At 36.2% G+C, this 17,041-nt stretch carries 16 protein-coding genes, 1 other RNA gene and 1 riboswitch; of the genes, 8 read left to right on the top strand and 9 right to left on the bottom strand.

All coding sequences use genetic code 11. The features are described 5' to 3' along the window. Positions 1 to 372 precede the first annotated feature (372 nt). Both PQO01_RS14325 and PQO01_RS14320 read left to right on the top strand, forming a co-directional pair. A complete protein-coding gene (locus PQO01_RS14325) occupies positions 373 to 1,107 on the top strand; it encodes a hypothetical protein (RefSeq protein WP_274314774.1) in 735 nt (244 codons plus the stop codon). A 182-nt stretch (positions 1,108 to 1,289) separates the two neighbouring features. After that, a complete protein-coding gene (locus PQO01_RS14320) occupies positions 1,290 to 4,406 on the top strand; it encodes a transporter substrate-binding protein (protein WP_274314773.1) in 3,117 nt (1,038 codons plus the stop codon). A gap of 2 nt (positions 4,407 to 4,408) precedes the next feature. Here PQO01_RS14320 and PQO01_RS21660 read toward each other — a convergent pair whose 3' ends face one another. The 4 genes from PQO01_RS21660 to PQO01_RS14305 all read right to left on the bottom strand — a co-directional run bounded on the left by PQO01_RS21660 (position 4,409) and on the right by PQO01_RS14305 (position 5,644). After that, positions 4,409 to 4,633, bottom strand: a complete 225-nt coding sequence (locus tag PQO01_RS21660; RefSeq protein WP_420792921.1) for an FAD-dependent oxidoreductase — start codon at positions 4,631 to 4,633, stop codon at positions 4,409 to 4,411. 23 nt (positions 4,634 to 4,656) lie between these two features. Continuing rightward, entirely contained in the window at positions 4,657 to 5,049 is a 393-nt protein-coding gene (locus tag PQO01_RS14315) for a hypothetical protein (RefSeq protein ID WP_274314772.1), read from the bottom strand. A gap of 132 nt (positions 5,050 to 5,181) precedes the next feature. Then, positions 5,182 to 5,511 carry an FAD-dependent oxidoreductase gene (locus tag PQO01_RS14310; protein ID WP_274314771.1) on the bottom strand — a complete coding sequence of 110 codons (330 nt, stop codon included), beginning with the start codon at positions 5,509 to 5,511 and terminating at the stop codon, positions 5,182 to 5,184. Next, a complete protein-coding gene (locus tag PQO01_RS14305; RefSeq protein WP_274314770.1) occupies positions 5,495 to 5,644 on the bottom strand; it encodes a hypothetical protein in 150 nt (49 codons plus the stop codon). Before PQO01_RS14305 ends, PQO01_RS14310 begins: the two co-directional genes overlap by 17 nt. A 268-nt stretch (positions 5,645 to 5,912) precedes the next feature. Here PQO01_RS14305 and PQO01_RS14300 point away from each other — a divergent pair, with 268 nt between their 5' ends. The 4 genes from PQO01_RS14300 to PQO01_RS14285 all read left to right on the top strand — a co-directional run bounded on the left by PQO01_RS14300 (position 5,913) and on the right by PQO01_RS14285 (position 7,349). Further along, positions 5,913 to 6,452 carry a hypothetical protein gene (locus tag PQO01_RS14300; protein ID WP_274314769.1) on the top strand — a complete coding sequence of 180 codons (540 nt, stop codon included), beginning with the start codon at positions 5,913 to 5,915 and terminating at the stop codon, positions 6,450 to 6,452. A gap of 105 nt (positions 6,453 to 6,557) precedes the next feature. Next, positions 6,558 to 6,686 carry a hypothetical protein gene (locus tag PQO01_RS14295; RefSeq protein WP_274314768.1) on the top strand — a complete coding sequence of 43 codons (129 nt, stop codon included), beginning with the start codon at positions 6,558 to 6,560 and terminating at the stop codon, positions 6,684 to 6,686. Between the two features lie 2 nt (positions 6,687 to 6,688). Continuing rightward, a complete protein-coding gene (locus PQO01_RS14290) occupies positions 6,689 to 7,018 on the top strand; it encodes a hypothetical protein (protein WP_274314767.1) in 330 nt (109 codons plus the stop codon). A 10-nt stretch (positions 7,019 to 7,028) separates the two neighbouring features. Further along, on the top strand, positions 7,029 to 7,349 hold the full coding sequence (locus PQO01_RS14285) for a hypothetical protein (protein ID WP_274314766.1): 321 nt from the start codon (positions 7,029 to 7,031) through the stop codon (positions 7,347 to 7,349). Between the two features lie 376 nt (positions 7,350 to 7,725). Here the strand turns inward: PQO01_RS14285 and ssrA are convergent. From ssrA to PQO01_RS14260, 5 genes are all read right to left on the bottom strand, one after another. Further along, positions 7,726 to 8,089: a transfer-messenger RNA gene (gene ssrA, locus PQO01_RS14280) on the bottom strand. Positions 8,090 to 8,475: 386 nt separating this feature from the next. After that, positions 8,476 to 10,230 (bottom strand): alpha-L-fucosidase, encoded by a 1,755-nt coding sequence (locus tag PQO01_RS14275; RefSeq protein WP_274314765.1) that lies wholly within the window; start codon positions 10,228 to 10,230, stop codon positions 8,476 to 8,478. Positions 10,231 to 10,239: 9 nt separating this feature from the next. Next, a complete protein-coding gene (locus tag PQO01_RS14270; RefSeq protein ID WP_274314764.1) occupies positions 10,240 to 11,934 on the bottom strand; it encodes an alpha-L-fucosidase in 1,695 nt (564 codons plus the stop codon). Between the two features lie 316 nt (positions 11,935 to 12,250). After that, positions 12,251 to 12,595 carry a P-II family nitrogen regulator gene (locus PQO01_RS14265; protein ID WP_274314763.1) on the bottom strand — a complete coding sequence of 115 codons (345 nt, stop codon included), beginning with the start codon at positions 12,593 to 12,595 and terminating at the stop codon, positions 12,251 to 12,253. A 17-nt stretch (positions 12,596 to 12,612) separates the two neighbouring features. Then, complete coding sequence (locus PQO01_RS14260) at positions 12,613 to 14,115, bottom strand: ammonium transporter (protein ID WP_274314762.1); 1,503 nt, start codon at positions 14,113 to 14,115, stop codon at positions 12,613 to 12,615. 452 nt (positions 14,116 to 14,567) lie between these two features. Here PQO01_RS14260 and PQO01_RS14255 point away from each other — a divergent pair, with 452 nt between their 5' ends. Beyond that, positions 14,568 to 16,082, top strand: a complete 1,515-nt coding sequence (locus PQO01_RS14255) for a serine/threonine-protein kinase (protein WP_274314761.1) — start codon at positions 14,568 to 14,570, stop codon at positions 16,080 to 16,082. Positions 16,083 to 16,084: 2 nt separating this feature from the next. Beyond that, a complete protein-coding gene (locus PQO01_RS14250) occupies positions 16,085 to 16,825 on the top strand; it encodes an ABC transporter ATP-binding protein (protein ID WP_274314760.1) in 741 nt (246 codons plus the stop codon). A 33-nt stretch (positions 16,826 to 16,858) separates the two neighbouring features. Continuing rightward, positions 16,859 to 16,988, top strand: a riboswitch (cobalamin riboswitch). Positions 16,989 to 17,041 lie beyond the last annotated feature (53 nt).

The following is a 17,041-nucleotide window of genomic DNA, read 5'->3' as shown; positions in this document are numbered from 1 at the left end:
GTAGGGCCGGTGCTTGAGTAGATTGAATAATCTGATCAAAGAGATGAGACAAATTCTCGGTTGGCAAAACTCTCGTCTTTGTTAATCAAGGTGGAAAATATTAGCGTTTAACAAAAAACTTGAAAGAGTTTTAAGCATTAATGATTATTGAACCATTTTTTAAAACAACTGCCTATTCTATTGCATAGAAGAAAGAGTATTAAAAACGACTTAACAAAATCTTAATATACTTTTTATCAAAGACTTATAACTACATCTCCCATTAAAATCTTAACTAAAAATTCACATTGATCCATCTGAACTTTAAATGAACCAATAACTCACTTGTGACTGAAAAACTTAAAACATATGTTTTATATATGAGGATAAACTATGAAAGAAAAACTACTAAAAGTGAAACCAAATAAATGGAGGTTTATAATGAAATATCTTATTGGGGCATTGTTAATTATATTGGTTAATGGTTGTGTTACACAAAATACGCCAGGTGAGCTTTTGGTAATCGACTATAATGACAATGAGCACAGGCACCTTTTAAATTCCTTGGACTACGAAAAAATTAAAATACTTGAAGATGAAATTAATGACAGATGTAAACGTGGCAATAGTCTTAATTACTATTTAGAGTCTGTCACTCTTGATATCTATGATAAATCAAAGTTTAAATTAAAAAAAATTAGTACCGAAATTAATTCATACAAAGAAATTTCTTTTAATGAAATTAACGACTCAATTAACCTCTTAGTTTCTGAATACAAACAATATGATGAGCTTAATTATTCTAAAGCTTTAAATAGGTTTAGGTATAATCTGAATAATTATAATAGGAGTGATGAAATTATGATATTTAATATCAATAAGAACTCTTTATATGGCAACACAGATAGCAATAATGCTTATTGTGTGATGGAAGCTTTTGATGATATAAATCATAATGTTTTACTAATTGAAATCACGCAAAATACACAAAAAAAATATTGGGTTCATTACAAAAATCTTTTTGATAACATCATGTGTAAAAGAAATCTTTCATACTCATCTTCTGGTTGGCTTAAATTAAGTTCTAAGCCATTTAAACAAACGGAATTTTATACACAAGCTCCTTAAAAAGCCTAAATTCAAACGTCCATATTAAAAAACAACTAAAAACATCATAAAATATCTTTAAAAAATAGGAAAATATTCCTTTTAGAGTACATCTTATTAACTTAATACAGTTTTTATACAGAAATGTTTGACAAGAACATTTGGTCATGACTGTTTATTTATTTATTTAAGGTTTAGTTTATATGGATTTTGATGGAAGGGTTATTTTAAAGGGAGAAACGATAAAAGCACTCCGTTTAAAACAATGCTTAAGTCGTGATATGTTCTCTTCTAAGAGTCAAGAAATGGGGTGTTACCTTTCAGTATCAACACTAAAGAGAGCGGAAGCAGGTAATAAAATATATTATCGCACTGCTCAAGATATTGCGTCAATCCTAAAAGTCAGTATAGATGAACTAAAAAACAGCTCACTAAGCAGCACCAACCCAGATAAGAAAACACCTCCCTTGAGTAGAGATGAACAAATACACCGTGCTTGTTCAAGTATTTTTCGTGTCAAAGACGAAAAAAGAGGGAGTGTCATTTTCGTGCAAGGTGAACCGGGAATAGGAAAAACTCACTTTATTAGTAAACTGATTGGCTATGCCGAAAAGTATAATTTCATCAACTTCACTCTCCCCATATATGATGGCGTTACTAGCAAGAGACAATTACTGCAAGATTTAGTTCGTGAATTTATTGAAATAATAAATTCCAAGCATGCAGCTAACTCACACTATCCCCAATGCACAAACCTTAATTATAGCCAAAATTCAATGAGGATATATCCAGACTGTTTAGAGTATTTTTCATTGAATACTGGCTTAGATAAAAAAACAAAAAAAACACTTTTTACACTTTTTGGTCAAAATACAGACATTGATAAGTCTAGAAAATATAAAGAAACAATAATAAATGAAATTGAGTTGGTTTTCACCTTAATCAAACAGATCGATCGACCTATAAATATTGTTCTTGAGGATATACACTGGGCCTCTAGTGAAATAATAAGCACAATCCAAAGTTTCACTCATGAAATCAGACTTTATCCATTAATACTCACACTTTCGAGTCGCTTGATTCAAAGTCCCTTGTATCAAATCTGGAATAACACAGTATTAAATACTCCTTTGGAGCTTTTTAACCTCTCTCCACTAAATAAACATGAACTAATCAAAGTTGGTAGTAATACACTCTCAGTTCCTAGTGCGGTTCAAGATAAATATATAAAATTGTCTAATGGCAACCCACTATTTTTTAGATATTTATTAGACATGGGATTCAAGTACAAAGATAATTCTCTTCCGCAATCATTAACATCTCTCGTTCGACAACAGTTATCTAAACTAGATGAACAAGCTGTGAATTTTTTATTTTATGCATCCGCCTTGGGGCATGAGTTCAAGCTGAGTGATGTGGAACAAATAAGCCAAATAGCCAATTTAGATTTATCTAAGCTCATTCAATACAACTTCTTCATCTCTAAAGATTCATCAAATTATGAATTTAAGCATGACTTAATAAGGCAAAGTATATATCAAAATATACCAGAAGAAATCAAAATTGAAATTCATGAATCTGCGGCATCATTCTATAAAGAGTTAGACCAAGCTAAACTCACCCTACATTTGAGAAAAGCTAATCAAACTCAAAAAGCTCTTCATGAAATCAAAAAACATGCCAGAATTCTTTATGAAAAACAGGACTACTGTGAGGCACTTAATCAGATTGATATTGCTTTAGCTCTTCCAGATAATTCTCAGTTGTATGCCCTATACTATATGAAGGGCGTCTTATTAAAAATGCTTGACCTTCCGGCCAAAGCTACACAATATTTAGAAAAAGCTTTACACACAACTGAGCTTTCTGAAAATAAACTTCAAATATATATGGAACTAACAGAAATTTATGCGGTAAATCAACGCTTCGAACTATCTTTCAATTACCTAACTAAAGCTAAAGAACTTGTTACTGATACACTAAGCCCGGAGGATAAAAATAGTATTGATAAATATCAATTTTACCTCAAGCAATGTACTCATTCTTTAAACACCGTACCAAAACAAATCAACTACCAAGAATCCAAAGCCTTCAAAACTAGCATTCAAAACTTCAATGAAGTCAAAAGACCGGACACAAAGAGCACATTAGAAAAACAACACAAGGTCGCATTTCTACATTCTGCAAGTGGTATTTTAAAAGAACATGAAGAAGGTGTAATCAAATCTTACATCGTGGCTTTTGATGAAATTAATAAAAATGGTGGTTTACTGGATCATAAAATCACATACGAGATCTTTGATGGTCAATCAAATGAATATGTTTTTGCAGAGCAAGCGAAAAACATAGTTAAGAATCATAATATCACTTCTGTATTTGGGTGTTCTACGTCTTCAACTCGTAAACAAGTAAAACCTATTATTGAACAAAGTAACAAGCTTCTTATTTATCCATTTCATTACGAAGGCTTGGAGTCATCAAAAAACATTATTTACACAGGCCCAACCTCCAACCTTCAAGCTTTACCAATCATTGATTGGCTCTTTGATAAAATAAAGCCGCATTCATTTTATTTTGTGGGCTCCGATTACATATATCCTGTCGTAACTAATGAGATATTAAAAGAAGCTATTACAGTTCATGATAGTGTTTTATTAGGCGAAGATTATCTAGCCATTGGCAGTACTGATTTCCATAGATGTATTGAACAAATACAAGATAAAAAACCTGAGGTAATCATATTAACTTTAGCCTCTGTAGAAAGTAATAAAGCCTTTTTAAAACAATATCATGAATCAAACATGAATCAAAACAATAATACTATAATTATCTCTCTCGTTCTATCTGATAATGAGATCAATCACATCCCCTTAGAACATTGCGAAGGCTTATATGGTATTTTCACTTATTTCCAAAATAACGATGAGTATAGTAATAATGATTTTCTACAAGAATTTAAACTGAAATATGGCAAACAGCAAAGAGTTGCTGGTTATATGGAGTCCGCCTATGTTGGCGTTCAACTTTGGGCCAAAGCTATACAAAAATGTCAATCCTTTGAAGCTCATAAAATAGCCGAAGCCATCAAGGGCCTATCTTATTATGGTCCAGGCGGCATTGCGTATATAGATGAAGACAATCAACATATTTGGAGACATTCACATATTGCTCAAGTTGGCAAAGATGGACTATTTCATATTTTATGGTCTTCTGATCAGCCTATTGCCCCTACCCCCTACCCCCTATCTAGATCTAAAGAAGATTGGTCTAGGTTTCTTGAGAGTTCAAAAACTCGCTGGAATGGAGGCTGGGGTATATAATTTCAGAACAAGCTAAACTCTAATGAGTTTTTGTTAGTTTCAGTAGCTAACCAAAATTTTGAACGAGTTCTTATAAACTTTTTTGATGAACTAGTAATATGTAAATTTCTAATCGCGACTTTAACACTGTCGGGCATAATAGATTGCTTTACACCTCTCATAGGCATAATCAAACCCATATACGACATAGCCCTTGTCGTAGTCGCTACAACAACTGCATCATACATACGTTTTTCACCACTTTCAAAAGTTACCAAGGGCTTGTTAAACTATTTCTATATGAAATGTTTTTAACTCTTGTATTAAATTTTACAGCTTTAGATTTTTCCAAAGAATTAATATTCTCGCCATTAATTTCAATTGAATGGGTATAAAATGCATTAGGAAGTACCTCCACCCCAGAAGGAAACATTTGCTGATTCTCCTCCCACTGCATTAGGATAATTCGAGCTAATTCTAACATATTAACTGGATAGAGCGAACCAAAGTCCCCAAACCCTACTCCCAAAGCTCCAAAATCTTCAGTTCCCCAATCAGTCATAACATCGGAAACAGCTTTAAAAAAACTACAACCTTTATATTTATCAATAAATTCGACTTGCCACACACGGGTGAGTTCTAATAAGTCTTTTTTATTTGGCAATTGCAGTCATTCAGCAAAAGGTTTATACAAGATTCCCTTTAAATAATTAAGCCATATCCCGAAATCTTTAGCAATTTCACCAAATGAACCGGGGGCTTCTTGCCCAGATTCCCAGTCATATGATTTATTATCTTAAAAGAACTTTGTTCTTACTGTTCCAGGATCAGGGAAACTTAAAGCAGACTTCAAATCATTTACACAAGACCAAAAAGTTTTTTGTGAAAGTGGAATTCTCATCGCTCCTAATTCAGCGAACACATCTGACAGTGAACCATCTCTGTTTGTAAAACGTTTGGACCAGCATCGCCCTCCTATCCTGTTTCCCGCTTCTATTACCTCAACATCGATTCCGCATTTCTTTAATTCGTACGCTGCGCACATACCGCCAACACCAGCGCCGATCACTGCAACTTTTTTAGATTTTACTTTTGAGATACATGTTTGGCTAAGTTTTTTTTCCAATAAGCTTTGTGAAATCAAATAAATTATCAATAAATGGCCAAGCTACAAAATCTTCTTTAATTTGGGGTGCAGGAAATAAATCTTCAATAGTTGGCAAAAAGCCACTATTTTTGAACATGTTTTCAACTTTCATTCTTACTACTCCTTATTGTTAATGGCACAACATTTACAACATTCTCATAGAGCCCATATTTTTTTTATTTGGTTGAAAAAAGAGAATAACTAGAATAATTACTCTTTAAAATTATCCCTATCAACAAGAGGAATAGCTCATTTAAAGTTCAGTTTAAGATCGAGTAATTAATAAACTGAGCTCTAAGTAAGCCTTTCCATATTTTGAGAATCAATAAATAAAAACCTATCTTATAAATGTACTTTTAATAAATTAAGGTTTTGATAAGATGAATTTAAAAAGTAAAAATCAAATAACTGTTAATGTAGATGTAAGCTGGACTGAATTTTCAACTCTTAATAATCAAACATCATATTTCTTTAATCAACAACTTAAGAAGTTAACAGGGGATGATTACATAGTCCTATCAAAATCGACAAATATAAAAAAACCAACTATAAAAAAATTTAGATGTTATAAATATATAAATAAAAAGATTAAGTTCTTCCTCGTAGAAATATCCGAAAGTATAAGAGGAATCATTCAAGTTTTAACGACAAAACCCCTAAAAATTCACGGTGATTTAGCCGTCGGTAATGAATTGTGTAAACTATCACTTAGTATTTTTAGGAAATTCATTAAAAGTACTAACTGCGTTAAATACTTTCCTCTTGGTTACAGATTGGATAAACAAGGAGAGGGCCTGAAACTCTCTGTTTCTTGTGTTGCTATTATGACAAACATGAGAAATAAGGCTATTCCACTAAAACTTAGTTTATTGCAAAGCCCAGATAAAAAGCTGCACTTTCAACAAGTTGACCGTCTCTAAGACAACTGACCTCTATCTGAACCATCTCTGTTATTGTAGCTGAAAGACAAAAACAATATCTTATTAAGGAGATAGAAGATACCAAATATTATGAGGAGATAGATGATGGATAACGCTATAATGACTGGTTACATGAATGAGTCGAGTCACCACAAATGCAATTTTACTCAAATGGCCGAACATGCTTATGATGCTCTAATTTTTTCAACTCAGATATACATTTTAGGTATGTAAGTATGTCTCAAGAATTTCTTAAAAATCATCTCCGAACTAAACTCATATCTACAGATATAGAAAAAGTAAAATCATTTGGAGCACGACGTATCTTCATTACATTAGGTTCACATGAAAATTCCTTTAAACCCAAAGGTGAACCCGAAGTTATTGATCATGACATTCTTAAATTTCTCTACCACTATGATTTCGATGGCATTAATTTTGGTGACGAAATGAATGTAAACACAAAGTCTTTTATTGGTAAGCTGCGTAATGAGGATATGAAAGCGGCTCATCATCGCCCATCGAAGCTCTTCAATTATAGTCATTTAAAAACGAAAGTAGCCTAAGGAGGAGACGATGAAAACTGCCGTTATATTTTGTGATAAAATTTCAGAAAGAAATTTAAGTCAATCCATAAAAAAAATATTACGTATACAAACAAAGTCTACTTTTTTTCATTACCCAACAATTTTTTTTCTACAAAATTTGAAAATTGAAATATTCAAAAATTACGGCGGTGAAGATATTGATGGTCAATACTATAAATGGTATATAGATATTTCATCTAACACCACTGACCCTGAAGATTTCAAAAAGAACATAAATGAATTAGATAAGAATTTAAAATCTAGATGTAAAACCTGGATTGACTGGGATTATTACGTGAATTTAGATTAAATTTAGACTTATAATCCAATAGTTAGAATATTTATTAGACCTATGGCTGATTTTAAGGAAAGATGTTACAGCTAAAAGATGATTTGTAGGGCTCACTAAAGAATGAAACGGAGTTGTTGATTATCTGACTTAATCTTTGTAATCTGTGGATAGCTTAGGTCTTTGTTTCCTGCTGTAGATGAAGTGTTGTCCGCAATTGCCAATTACTGGGTATTGCCATACGGGCGAACATAAAGAGCCAAGCTGAAGCTTGGCGGTCTCAGCAACTCATTCAGTTGGCGGTAGGCCTGCGCTCCCAAAGTAAAAGATATAGGGCGACGTGAACACTCATAAAAGAAAAGACGTGAATTACTGATTATCAGCAATTCACGCCTTTAAATGGAGGCGGGGGGAATCGAACCCCCGTCCTGAGTAAAGTACTACAGGAGCGTCTACATGTGTAGTTTACCTTTGTTTCTTGACCTCCTCACCTGTCGGAAAACAAAACCAGTGAAGCGGCAATCTGCAGTGAAGTCTTACTTCTCCCCCCTGAAGATCAGGTTTGAAGCCAGCCTAATAAGTTTGGGCCTGTCGTCACTCTATTAGGCGTCGAGTGGGAAAGGCAGCGGGCTTATCTTATGCCGCTAATGCGTAATCAGTATCGTTAGCATTTATGTTTTGGACGGCTTTTTACGAGGCCAACCGGCCAACCTCGACATGCAACTCAAGAGTGACCCTAACAGTCGAAACCGGGCGCCCCCATGAGTACTCTACTATAGGTGACTTGAAGGGGAATTCAATAAGCTCTTCACAAAATAACAGCCTCGATAAATCAGTTCGTAGTTCACCTTGTTCACTGCAGAACGGAACGGAGTTCCTGAGGTGGCGCTGACGCTTAGGTTTCAGGTGGCAGCTAAAAGATCGTTCGCGGGTCTCACTGCAGAATGGCCTGGCTTATAATTTTGAATGATGAATTTTTAATTAAAGCTAGGGATTAAATAAGCAGGCGGGACGCCTACTATCACATAGAAACTAAAAATGCGAAGCTGATGCTTGGTGAGCCCAGGGGATAAGAAATGTAGGTGGCCACAAGCGCTTAGGGGCTATGTCTCACTTTATGAGTCAAAGCATATATTATAAATGAAGTTTACTTGGAGTATTTCTGCTCTATGTCGTCATAAAGCATGGTATTCTCTTCCATCTTCACTGGTTTATTAGCCACCATGGCATTACCAACATCGCCTTTTAGTTTTATTTTGAACGCATAGGCATATTTACATGGTTTTTCTTTTGGACTTTGAATCACTAGGGCTTCGGGAGTTTGTTCATAACTGAGTTCACCCTTATGACCAAGAAGTTCTACACTTGCGATCTCGGCATTTGGAATCATCTGTTTCCCCAGTGATCGGATATCGAACTTATCATCACACCAATCTAAGAAAACCGCATACATATCGTCACCTTTTTTTGTGAAGCGTATTTCACCTTGCTTATTGGGTGCACGGTAATCCCAGTATACGACCCCTTTTTCAGGTTTATACATAAATGTATTCAGTGGGCCTTCTGTAGGAATCACCCACTCACGCGTACCATAGATAGCCTCTCCATTGATGCGCATCCACTTACCTATTTCTGCACAAATCTCCTTTTCTTTTTGAGGAATTTCACCTGATGCTTTAGGGGTCAATGACATGAGATAATAACCACCACGTGCAGTAACATCGATAATTGCGTCCACATGATAATCAGGACCAAATTTATAAGTTTTATTTTCGATATAAGACCAAGGGTAACTGATAGCTTTGTCAATTAAAAATGAGCCCGTGGTATAAGGAGGCATATCGCGACCACCCTCATAACATTTTATACCCACCCCTTGAGGGAAATTAAAAAAACCGCTCCCAGGAAGTTTGTTAAATACTGCTAAATCCTTGCCCTGCTCTTCGCCCATTTTATAGTAATGATTCATGAAGTTCACATGACTTGCTTCGGTGCAATGTTCTTGAGGAGATAAACCGTCGAACCAAAGACTGTCGGGTTGATATTTATCAATAACTTCTCGTACCTTTTTAAGCCATAAATCATCAAATTGTGCGGCCTTTGCCGTTCCCCATTTTGGAAAATACCAAGAATCATATTTAGGATTAAAGATATCGAGTTTAGATTTTTCTTCTTCAGTAAAATCGGACTCTTCTAAATAGGAAGTTGCATAGCCAAAACTGCGCGCATGATGGAAGGATGCGAAGGTCTTGAAATCTTCCTCTTTTGCCGCTTCTACAAACTCACCAAAGATATCGCGTTTGGGTCCCATTTTCCCAACATTCCAAGGTACAACTTCACTATCCCACATGAGGAAACCATCGTGGTGAACAATTCCTAGTCCACCAAATTTTGCCCCCGCATCTTTCATGATTTCAACGTATTCTGCACCATTAAAATCTTGGCATTTAAACAAGTCAGTAAAATTTGAGTAGCCAAATTCGGTGGGTTCGCCAAAACGTTGCTTATGAAAGGAACTGACCCCCTTTTTATACGCTTTACTTTTTTTCTTGTTACTAACTTCATCTTTATACATATAACGCACATATGTGTTACTGGCGTCACGATTAGCTGGTATGGAGAATAGACCCCAATGCGTGTATATCCCAAATTTGGCGTCCTTTAACCATTCGGGATCCTGTTTATGGCGTAAGTCCTCCCATGCTTCACGGTATTTTTTATCGGGAATACGGAAATGAGGTTTATTAAATTTTTGCCCTTCCATTTCTGCTACTCGTTTCTGAGCATCTTCTCCCAATGCTGTTCTATTGAGGTCTGGGTAAAGTTTAAAGTCGCTTTTCCCTGCGCCACAAATGCTCACGACAAGACCGAGGTTTAAACAAATTTTATGTGTGAATTTCATGATTTTTTCCTAATTAATTTTAAAACTGAAGGCAAAGTCACAGGGTTTTTGAGAAGGGAAGTGAATTTTAAGTCCTTCACTTGTGCGTGTGAATTGAATTTCTTCATCAGAACCGAGCATTTTTACTGAAGTAATTTTTTCTGGGAAATGTGGTGAATTAGTTTTTAAGTTTTTCACGAGAATCTCACCCGATTTTGGCCATCCTAGGGTCATGACAAAAAGGTCTTTGCCATCCTTGCTCTGTGTAAAGCGAATCTGTTGTGGAGAGGTCTTCATGTACTTGTACCAAAAGCCTTTACGCTTAGCAATATATTGATAGGCATTAAGCTTCACGTCGCCCTCGGCAGGAATTGCCCAGCGACGAGTGGAGTAGATGGCCTCACCATTAATTTTTAACCAAGCTCCAATTTCACGACAAATCTGCTTTTCTTCAGCGGGAATTTCTCCATTGCCTTTAGGAGTAAGTGAAAGAAAAAAAACTCCTCCACGAGCGACAATATCGACTAAGCTACGTACATGGTATTCACTAGTTAGGTTATAGTTTTTATCTTTCACCCAAGACCAAGGGTAGCTAATGGCGCGATCCCAAAGCCAGTAACCGGCATTATCAGGTGGCATATTTCTTCCATTTTCATAACAGCGAATACCGACGCCTTGAGGGAAATTGAAACGCGTAACCCCACTCTTATCACTGCCAGGTAATTTATTGCAAATAGTTACTTGCTTGCCCTGCTCTGCAGCTTTTTTAAAATAGAATTTAAGGAAATCTACTACATGATGTTCTGGAGAGTTGGGCTTGTCAATAGCGACACCATCAAACCAAATCATGTCCGGAGTATATTTATCCATAACTTCAATGATCTTGTCGTGCCATTCTTGTGCGAATTGTTCTACTGGATATTTGTGGGCAGGAAAAAAGAAATCTTTAAATTCATCTTGGTTGATATCGTAAGCAGCATTATTTAAAATAGTTTCGAGTTGATCTTCTTTGCCTTTAACACGTAGTGATTTGAGTGCGTAATCATATGACCTCGCATGGTGAAAAGTTGCACAAGTTTTGAAATCTTTAGTATCGGCAGCTTTCATAAACTCACCGAAAAGATCGCGCTTAGGTCCTGTCTTCCCTGCATTCCAACGCCCCACATCGGAATCCCACATTAGGTAACCCTCGTGGTGAACAACACCTAAGCCACCAAATTTTGCTCCAGCTTCCATCATTAGATCCACATATTCTACGGCATCGTATTTTTCGCAAGTGAAAGATTTAACTAAATCTGTATAGCCAAACTCTTCTGCAGGACCATACTTCTGACGGTGAAAATCATAATGAGTCAAGTTGTTTGTTTTGGAAATTGCTTTGCGATCTTTCGGATTATAGATGTGTTGTATGTAAGTATTACCGTCAAACTCAGCCTGAGAGTACAGACCCCAATGGGTATAGATACCAAACTTCGCATCAATCATCCATTCTGGAATCTCTTTGGAAGCAATCTCGGCCCAGTCATTTTCAAAGCCTTTACCAGGACGCTTAAACATAGGGATCTTATACTGACCTGAAAAACTTTTGACGTAAGCTGCTTCTTGCTTATCTAATTGACACCCCACCTCGGGGTCGGCGTGTACGGGACGGTCATCCCCTGCTGCCCCAAAAAGCGCTGATGTCGAGAGCATTAATGTTAAGAATGATTTTGTTAAAGTCTTCATTATTTTCCTTGGATAAATTGATCTTTCCAAATCAAACAAAGTAAACAAAGCATTCTTTGTGGTACTGAAGAAATCTTTCCCTCAAACAGATCTAAAATATTGTATTTTTTACTTATTTATGAAATTTCTATTTACTCAAACAGCCTCTCTATTTTTGCAAATTCCTCAAAACCATGCTAAAAAATTATATTGATAGCTAATATTATTCTATGCATCTGGGGGAAAGAGATTAAAGCACCTTTAACTCAATTCCGTGAAGAGCCAAAAAAGCCCCTAGCATAAGCTAAGGGCTTTTTAAAGTAAACTAAGTTAAAACTTAGCCGCCTATGGCATCTGTACCTTTCTCACCGGTACGAATACGGATGCATTCTTCGATGGGGTAGATAAAGATTTTACCGTCACCAATCTTACCACTGCGAGCAGCTTCGATAATAGTTTCTACAGTGGAATCCACAAAAGAATCATTAACGGCAATTTCTATTCTTACTTTCTTGCGTAAGTTTACTTCAATTTCAACTCCACGGTAATTCTCTGTATAACCGCCTTGTTGTCCAGCGCCAAGAGCATTGGTAATTGACATACGAGAAATTTCTTTTGAATACAAAGCCTGTTTAACTGCATTGAGTTTTTGTGGCTGAATATATGCTACGATTAATTTCATTGTTATATACTCCTAAATTACTGGTTAGTAAAGATTTGGAAACCGCTATAAGCTTCCATACCATGTTCGCCAAGGTCAAGACCTTCGAGTTCTTCTTCTTCACTTACACGGAGACCGATAGTCACTTTGATGATTGTAAAGATGATAAAAGCACAAACAAAAGCGAAAACTACTATGCAGAGGATCGATTTAATCTGGCCGAGTACTGTGCAACCTTCAGCTGTACCAAAAATACCTGTTGCAACAACACCCCAAGAACCACAAACCAAGTGAACTGGGACTGCACCAACGGGATCGTCAATTTTAAGCTTGTCGAGTGCGATAACAGCAACAACTACGAGAAGACCTGCAACTGCACCAATGATTACAGCATATAAAGGACTAACAACATCAGCACCAGCAGTGATACCTACTAGACCTGCAAGAGCACCATTGAGAACCATAGAAAGGTCAGGCTTACCAGAAAGAATCCATGAAAGGATCATTGCTGCAACAACACCTGCAGTAGAAGCGAGTAGAGTCATAACCATGATACCAGAAGTACCCATTGGATCACCATTAAGTTGTGAACCGCCGTTAAAACCGAACCATCCGAACCAGAGAAGGAAAGCACCAATAGCAGCGATGGGCATGTTGTGACCCATGATAGCAAAAGTTTTGCCATTGACATATTTACCGATACGTGGACCGAGAACAATTGCACCTGCAAGAGCACCTGCACCACCAGTAGCGTGAACTAAACCAGAACCTGCAAGGTCATGGAAACCCCAGTCACCTAGGAAACCACCACCCCAGCCCCAAGAGCCGATGATTGGGTAAATTACACCTGCGAAAATTGTGCAGAAAATAAGGAAAGAGTTAATTTTGATACGCTCACATACAGCACCTGAAACAATTGAAGCTGTTGCAGCGGCAAACATCGCTTGGAAAAGGAAGTCAGTCCAGTAAGTGTAGCCATCGCTATAAGTCATGCCCATTTCACCAGCTGTACCGCCGAGACCAGGACCTGCAAAACCGAAGAATGAACCAATGCTAAAATCGCCTGGGTACATGATATTGAAACCAATCGCTCCGTAAATTAATGTGGCAATCGCGACAATTGTGAAGTTCTTGAAAATAATGTTAACCGAGTTTTTCGCACGTGAAAAACCAACTTCTAAACAACAGAAGCCCAAGTGCATGATGAATACGAGAACCGCACAAAACATCATGAAGACGTTTGAAGTCCAGAACTTGTCGTCTGACTCAAAACTTAAGCTACCTTCACCATCAGCTGCGATCGTATAAGTAATCACACCTGTGTAAGTTTCGCTAATGCCATCATCGGTAACTGTTTTGCTACCTTCTACTGATGCAGAAGTTTCTTCTTTTGTCTCTAGTTCATCCCAAGAGGCTTTAACACTCCCCTTAAAACTCTCTAACGTGATACCTTCACCGCTTACCGCGAGTTCCGTACCAGCTTGAGAGGAAAAAACGCCCAAAGTCATAAGACATAAGAGGCTGATTATTAGTTTATTCATAGCTTAGATTCCTAAGTAGTTATTTTTTGTTTAGGTGAAGTGAAGATACATAAAAAGATTGAAAAATCAACAACCCACTAAAAACGTAAAATATAAATAAAAAGATACATAAAGTGTAATAAATATAACTTAAGTAATTGAAAATCAATGGCTTATATTATATTTTTATCTAGATATAAAAAATCAAAAAAAAACTAAAGCAAGAAACAACAGTTCAATTATTTACATTTTTGTAATCTATTTTGGGGTAAATTCCATTTTTTGGCATATTAGAAACTCATTGAATCTAAGGAGTAACAAGTCCATATTCGCATCCTACCCCGACCAAAAGTAAACAAAATTCTTTTAAAGACATAAAAAAAATGGCTATAATAAGCTTAGACGATTGACTTCATACAAAAAATATACGATAATTTGAGGGACAAATTGGGTAGGATAATAATTGGGATAAAATGCAAGAAGATTTTAAAAAAATAGAAAAATCGAATGAAGAAGCTCTGGTAGACGCCAAGAGCCTCATCGAATCTGACTACAAATATAAAATTGTAAAAATGCTTGCTAAAGGTGGCATGGCTTATGTATTCCACGCCATTGACACCAATTGCCAACGTTCAGTCGCCTTAAAAATGATGATTGAAGATAACAATAAAGAAGATGAACTTGTACGTCGCTTTATCGAAGAAGCTCAAATCACCTCTCAACTCGATCACCCTTCCATAGTCCCCATATACGAATTTAGTCGTGCTCCTAATGGACAGCCCTTTTATGTAATGAAGATGATCAAGGGGGAAACCCTTGAAAAGATTATTAACGAATTAAGAAACGGCAACACGACTTATGTTAAGAAATACCCTCTTCTACGACTAGTTGATATCTTTATCAAAGTCTGTGACGCTATCGGTTTTGCGGCATCCAAAAATGTTGTGCACCGGGATTTAAAGCCTGATAATATCATGATTGGGCAATATGGTGAAGTCTTTGTCATGGATTGGGGCATATCTAAAGTTTGCAATCTCATGGAAACTAAAGAACTGATGCGAAGTAAACTCCCCACCGAACTAGACGACTCTTTTATCCGTACCTTAAGTGCTTATAGTGAAGTCAACGTCTCTTCTACCTTTCATGGTCAAATCCTTGGCAGCCCCATCTATATGGCTCCAGAACAAACTTGTCTTGATTATGAGATTGATCCTCGTGCTGATATTTACGCACTTGGAGGCATCCTGTATGCATTATTAACTCTTCAAGCCCCCCACCCAAGCACCAAGCTCAAAGAGATCTTTCAAGATAAAATCAAAGGCAATATTATTCCGGCCTCAAAACGCGTTAAGTCTTTGAGTAAGAAAAAAGATCTCAATGTTCCTAGCTCTCTTGAATCTGTGGTTCAAAAAGCCATGGCAGTAAATCCGGAAAAACGTTATCAAAAAGCAAGTCATTTAAAACATGACTTGGAAAACTGGATCAATGGTTATGCAACTGATGCTGAAGGCGCTAGCCAAGTACGCTTGCTTAAATTACTCTTCATTCGACACCAAAGATTAGGCATAGTCATTTCTCTTTTACTGATTTCTATTATTGTGTTCATTTTTCAGATCAACACGAAACTCAAAATTGCTCAATTAGATCAAGAAGCTGCCTTGATCCAAACAGATTCAAGAAACCTCTATACCTTAAAACAAAAAGCACAGCAACGTAAATTACGCAATCGTTTAAGTATGAGCAAAGAAATTGTTCCCTATATTGATGATCATATCAAATATTTAGTTCAAGAGGACCAGTTTGAACGAGCTATTCTTCTCAGTAAAAAACTCATTATTTTAGAAGACAACTTAGAAAATAATATAAAATTGATTAAACTTTATATCTTAGCTACAAATTTCGATAAGGCACATTCTGAAATTGAACGTGCTCTCCAAGATTATCCGAACGAAACTCAATTACTCAATCTCTTAAATGAAATCAAATAAGTATGCTGACTGTTAAAAACTTGTCCTATTCGATTGATAACAAAAACATACTTAAAGATATTAACTTCAACTTAGAGAAAAATTCTATCACTTGTATTTTAGGTCCAAATGGTGCAGGTAAAACAACTTTGCTAAAGCAAATTTGCGGGCTTAGCAAACTTAAACATGAGTCTATATATATAAATAATAAAGACATAAGTTTAATGAATGAGACCCAACGAGCAAGTGAGATTGCTTATGTTCCGCAAAAATCATCTTCTCTACCCGCTTTTTCTGTTAAAGAATTCATCCAACAAGCTTCTTACTCACATACAGCGGAACAAAAAATCCCTTGTTTAGATGAAATTTTAAAGACCTGTGAATTAGAATCTATCGATCAACAAGATATTTCCACTCTTAGTGGCGGTGAGATGCAGCGCTGCCTCTTTGCATCGGCACTCTATCAAGCCAGTCCAATTATTTTATTGGATGAAGTCACTGCAGGGCTTGATCCTGCACATCATGATTCACTATGTCAATTGATTCACAAAACTAGAACTTCTCATGAGCTAACTTACCTATGGGTTACACATGATATTAATAGTGCCTTAAATTATGCCGACAGAATTTTAATTTTAAAAAACTCTGAACTCATTTTTGATGATAAACCCACTCTTCTAGAAGATGCTCATTTTCTTTCACAAGTCTTTGATAAACAATTCAAAGTACTCAAAGATGATCAAGGCAAAAAATACTTAATCTAAAATTAAGACTCACTTGATTAAATGGCTTGTGACGCTAATATTCGCCCATCCTGAGCTTTTCCTGCTTAAATGAACAGGGGAATCCCGTGAAATTCGGGAACGGACGCGCCACTGTGAGCCTTATTAAGGTAAGTCAGAGCACCTCGGTATGATTGTCTTCGCGAAACAAGACTTGAAAATGGTAAAGCTCAAAAGAAAAAAATTGTTCACGAATGT

The organism is Lentisphaera marina, assembly GCF_028745505.1.
Lineage (GTDB): Bacteria > Verrucomicrobiota > Lentisphaeria > Lentisphaerales > Lentisphaeraceae > Lentisphaera > Lentisphaera marina.
The sequence above is the reverse complement of the archived record's forward strand: the minus strand, read 5'-3'. Positions and strand labels throughout refer to the sequence as shown.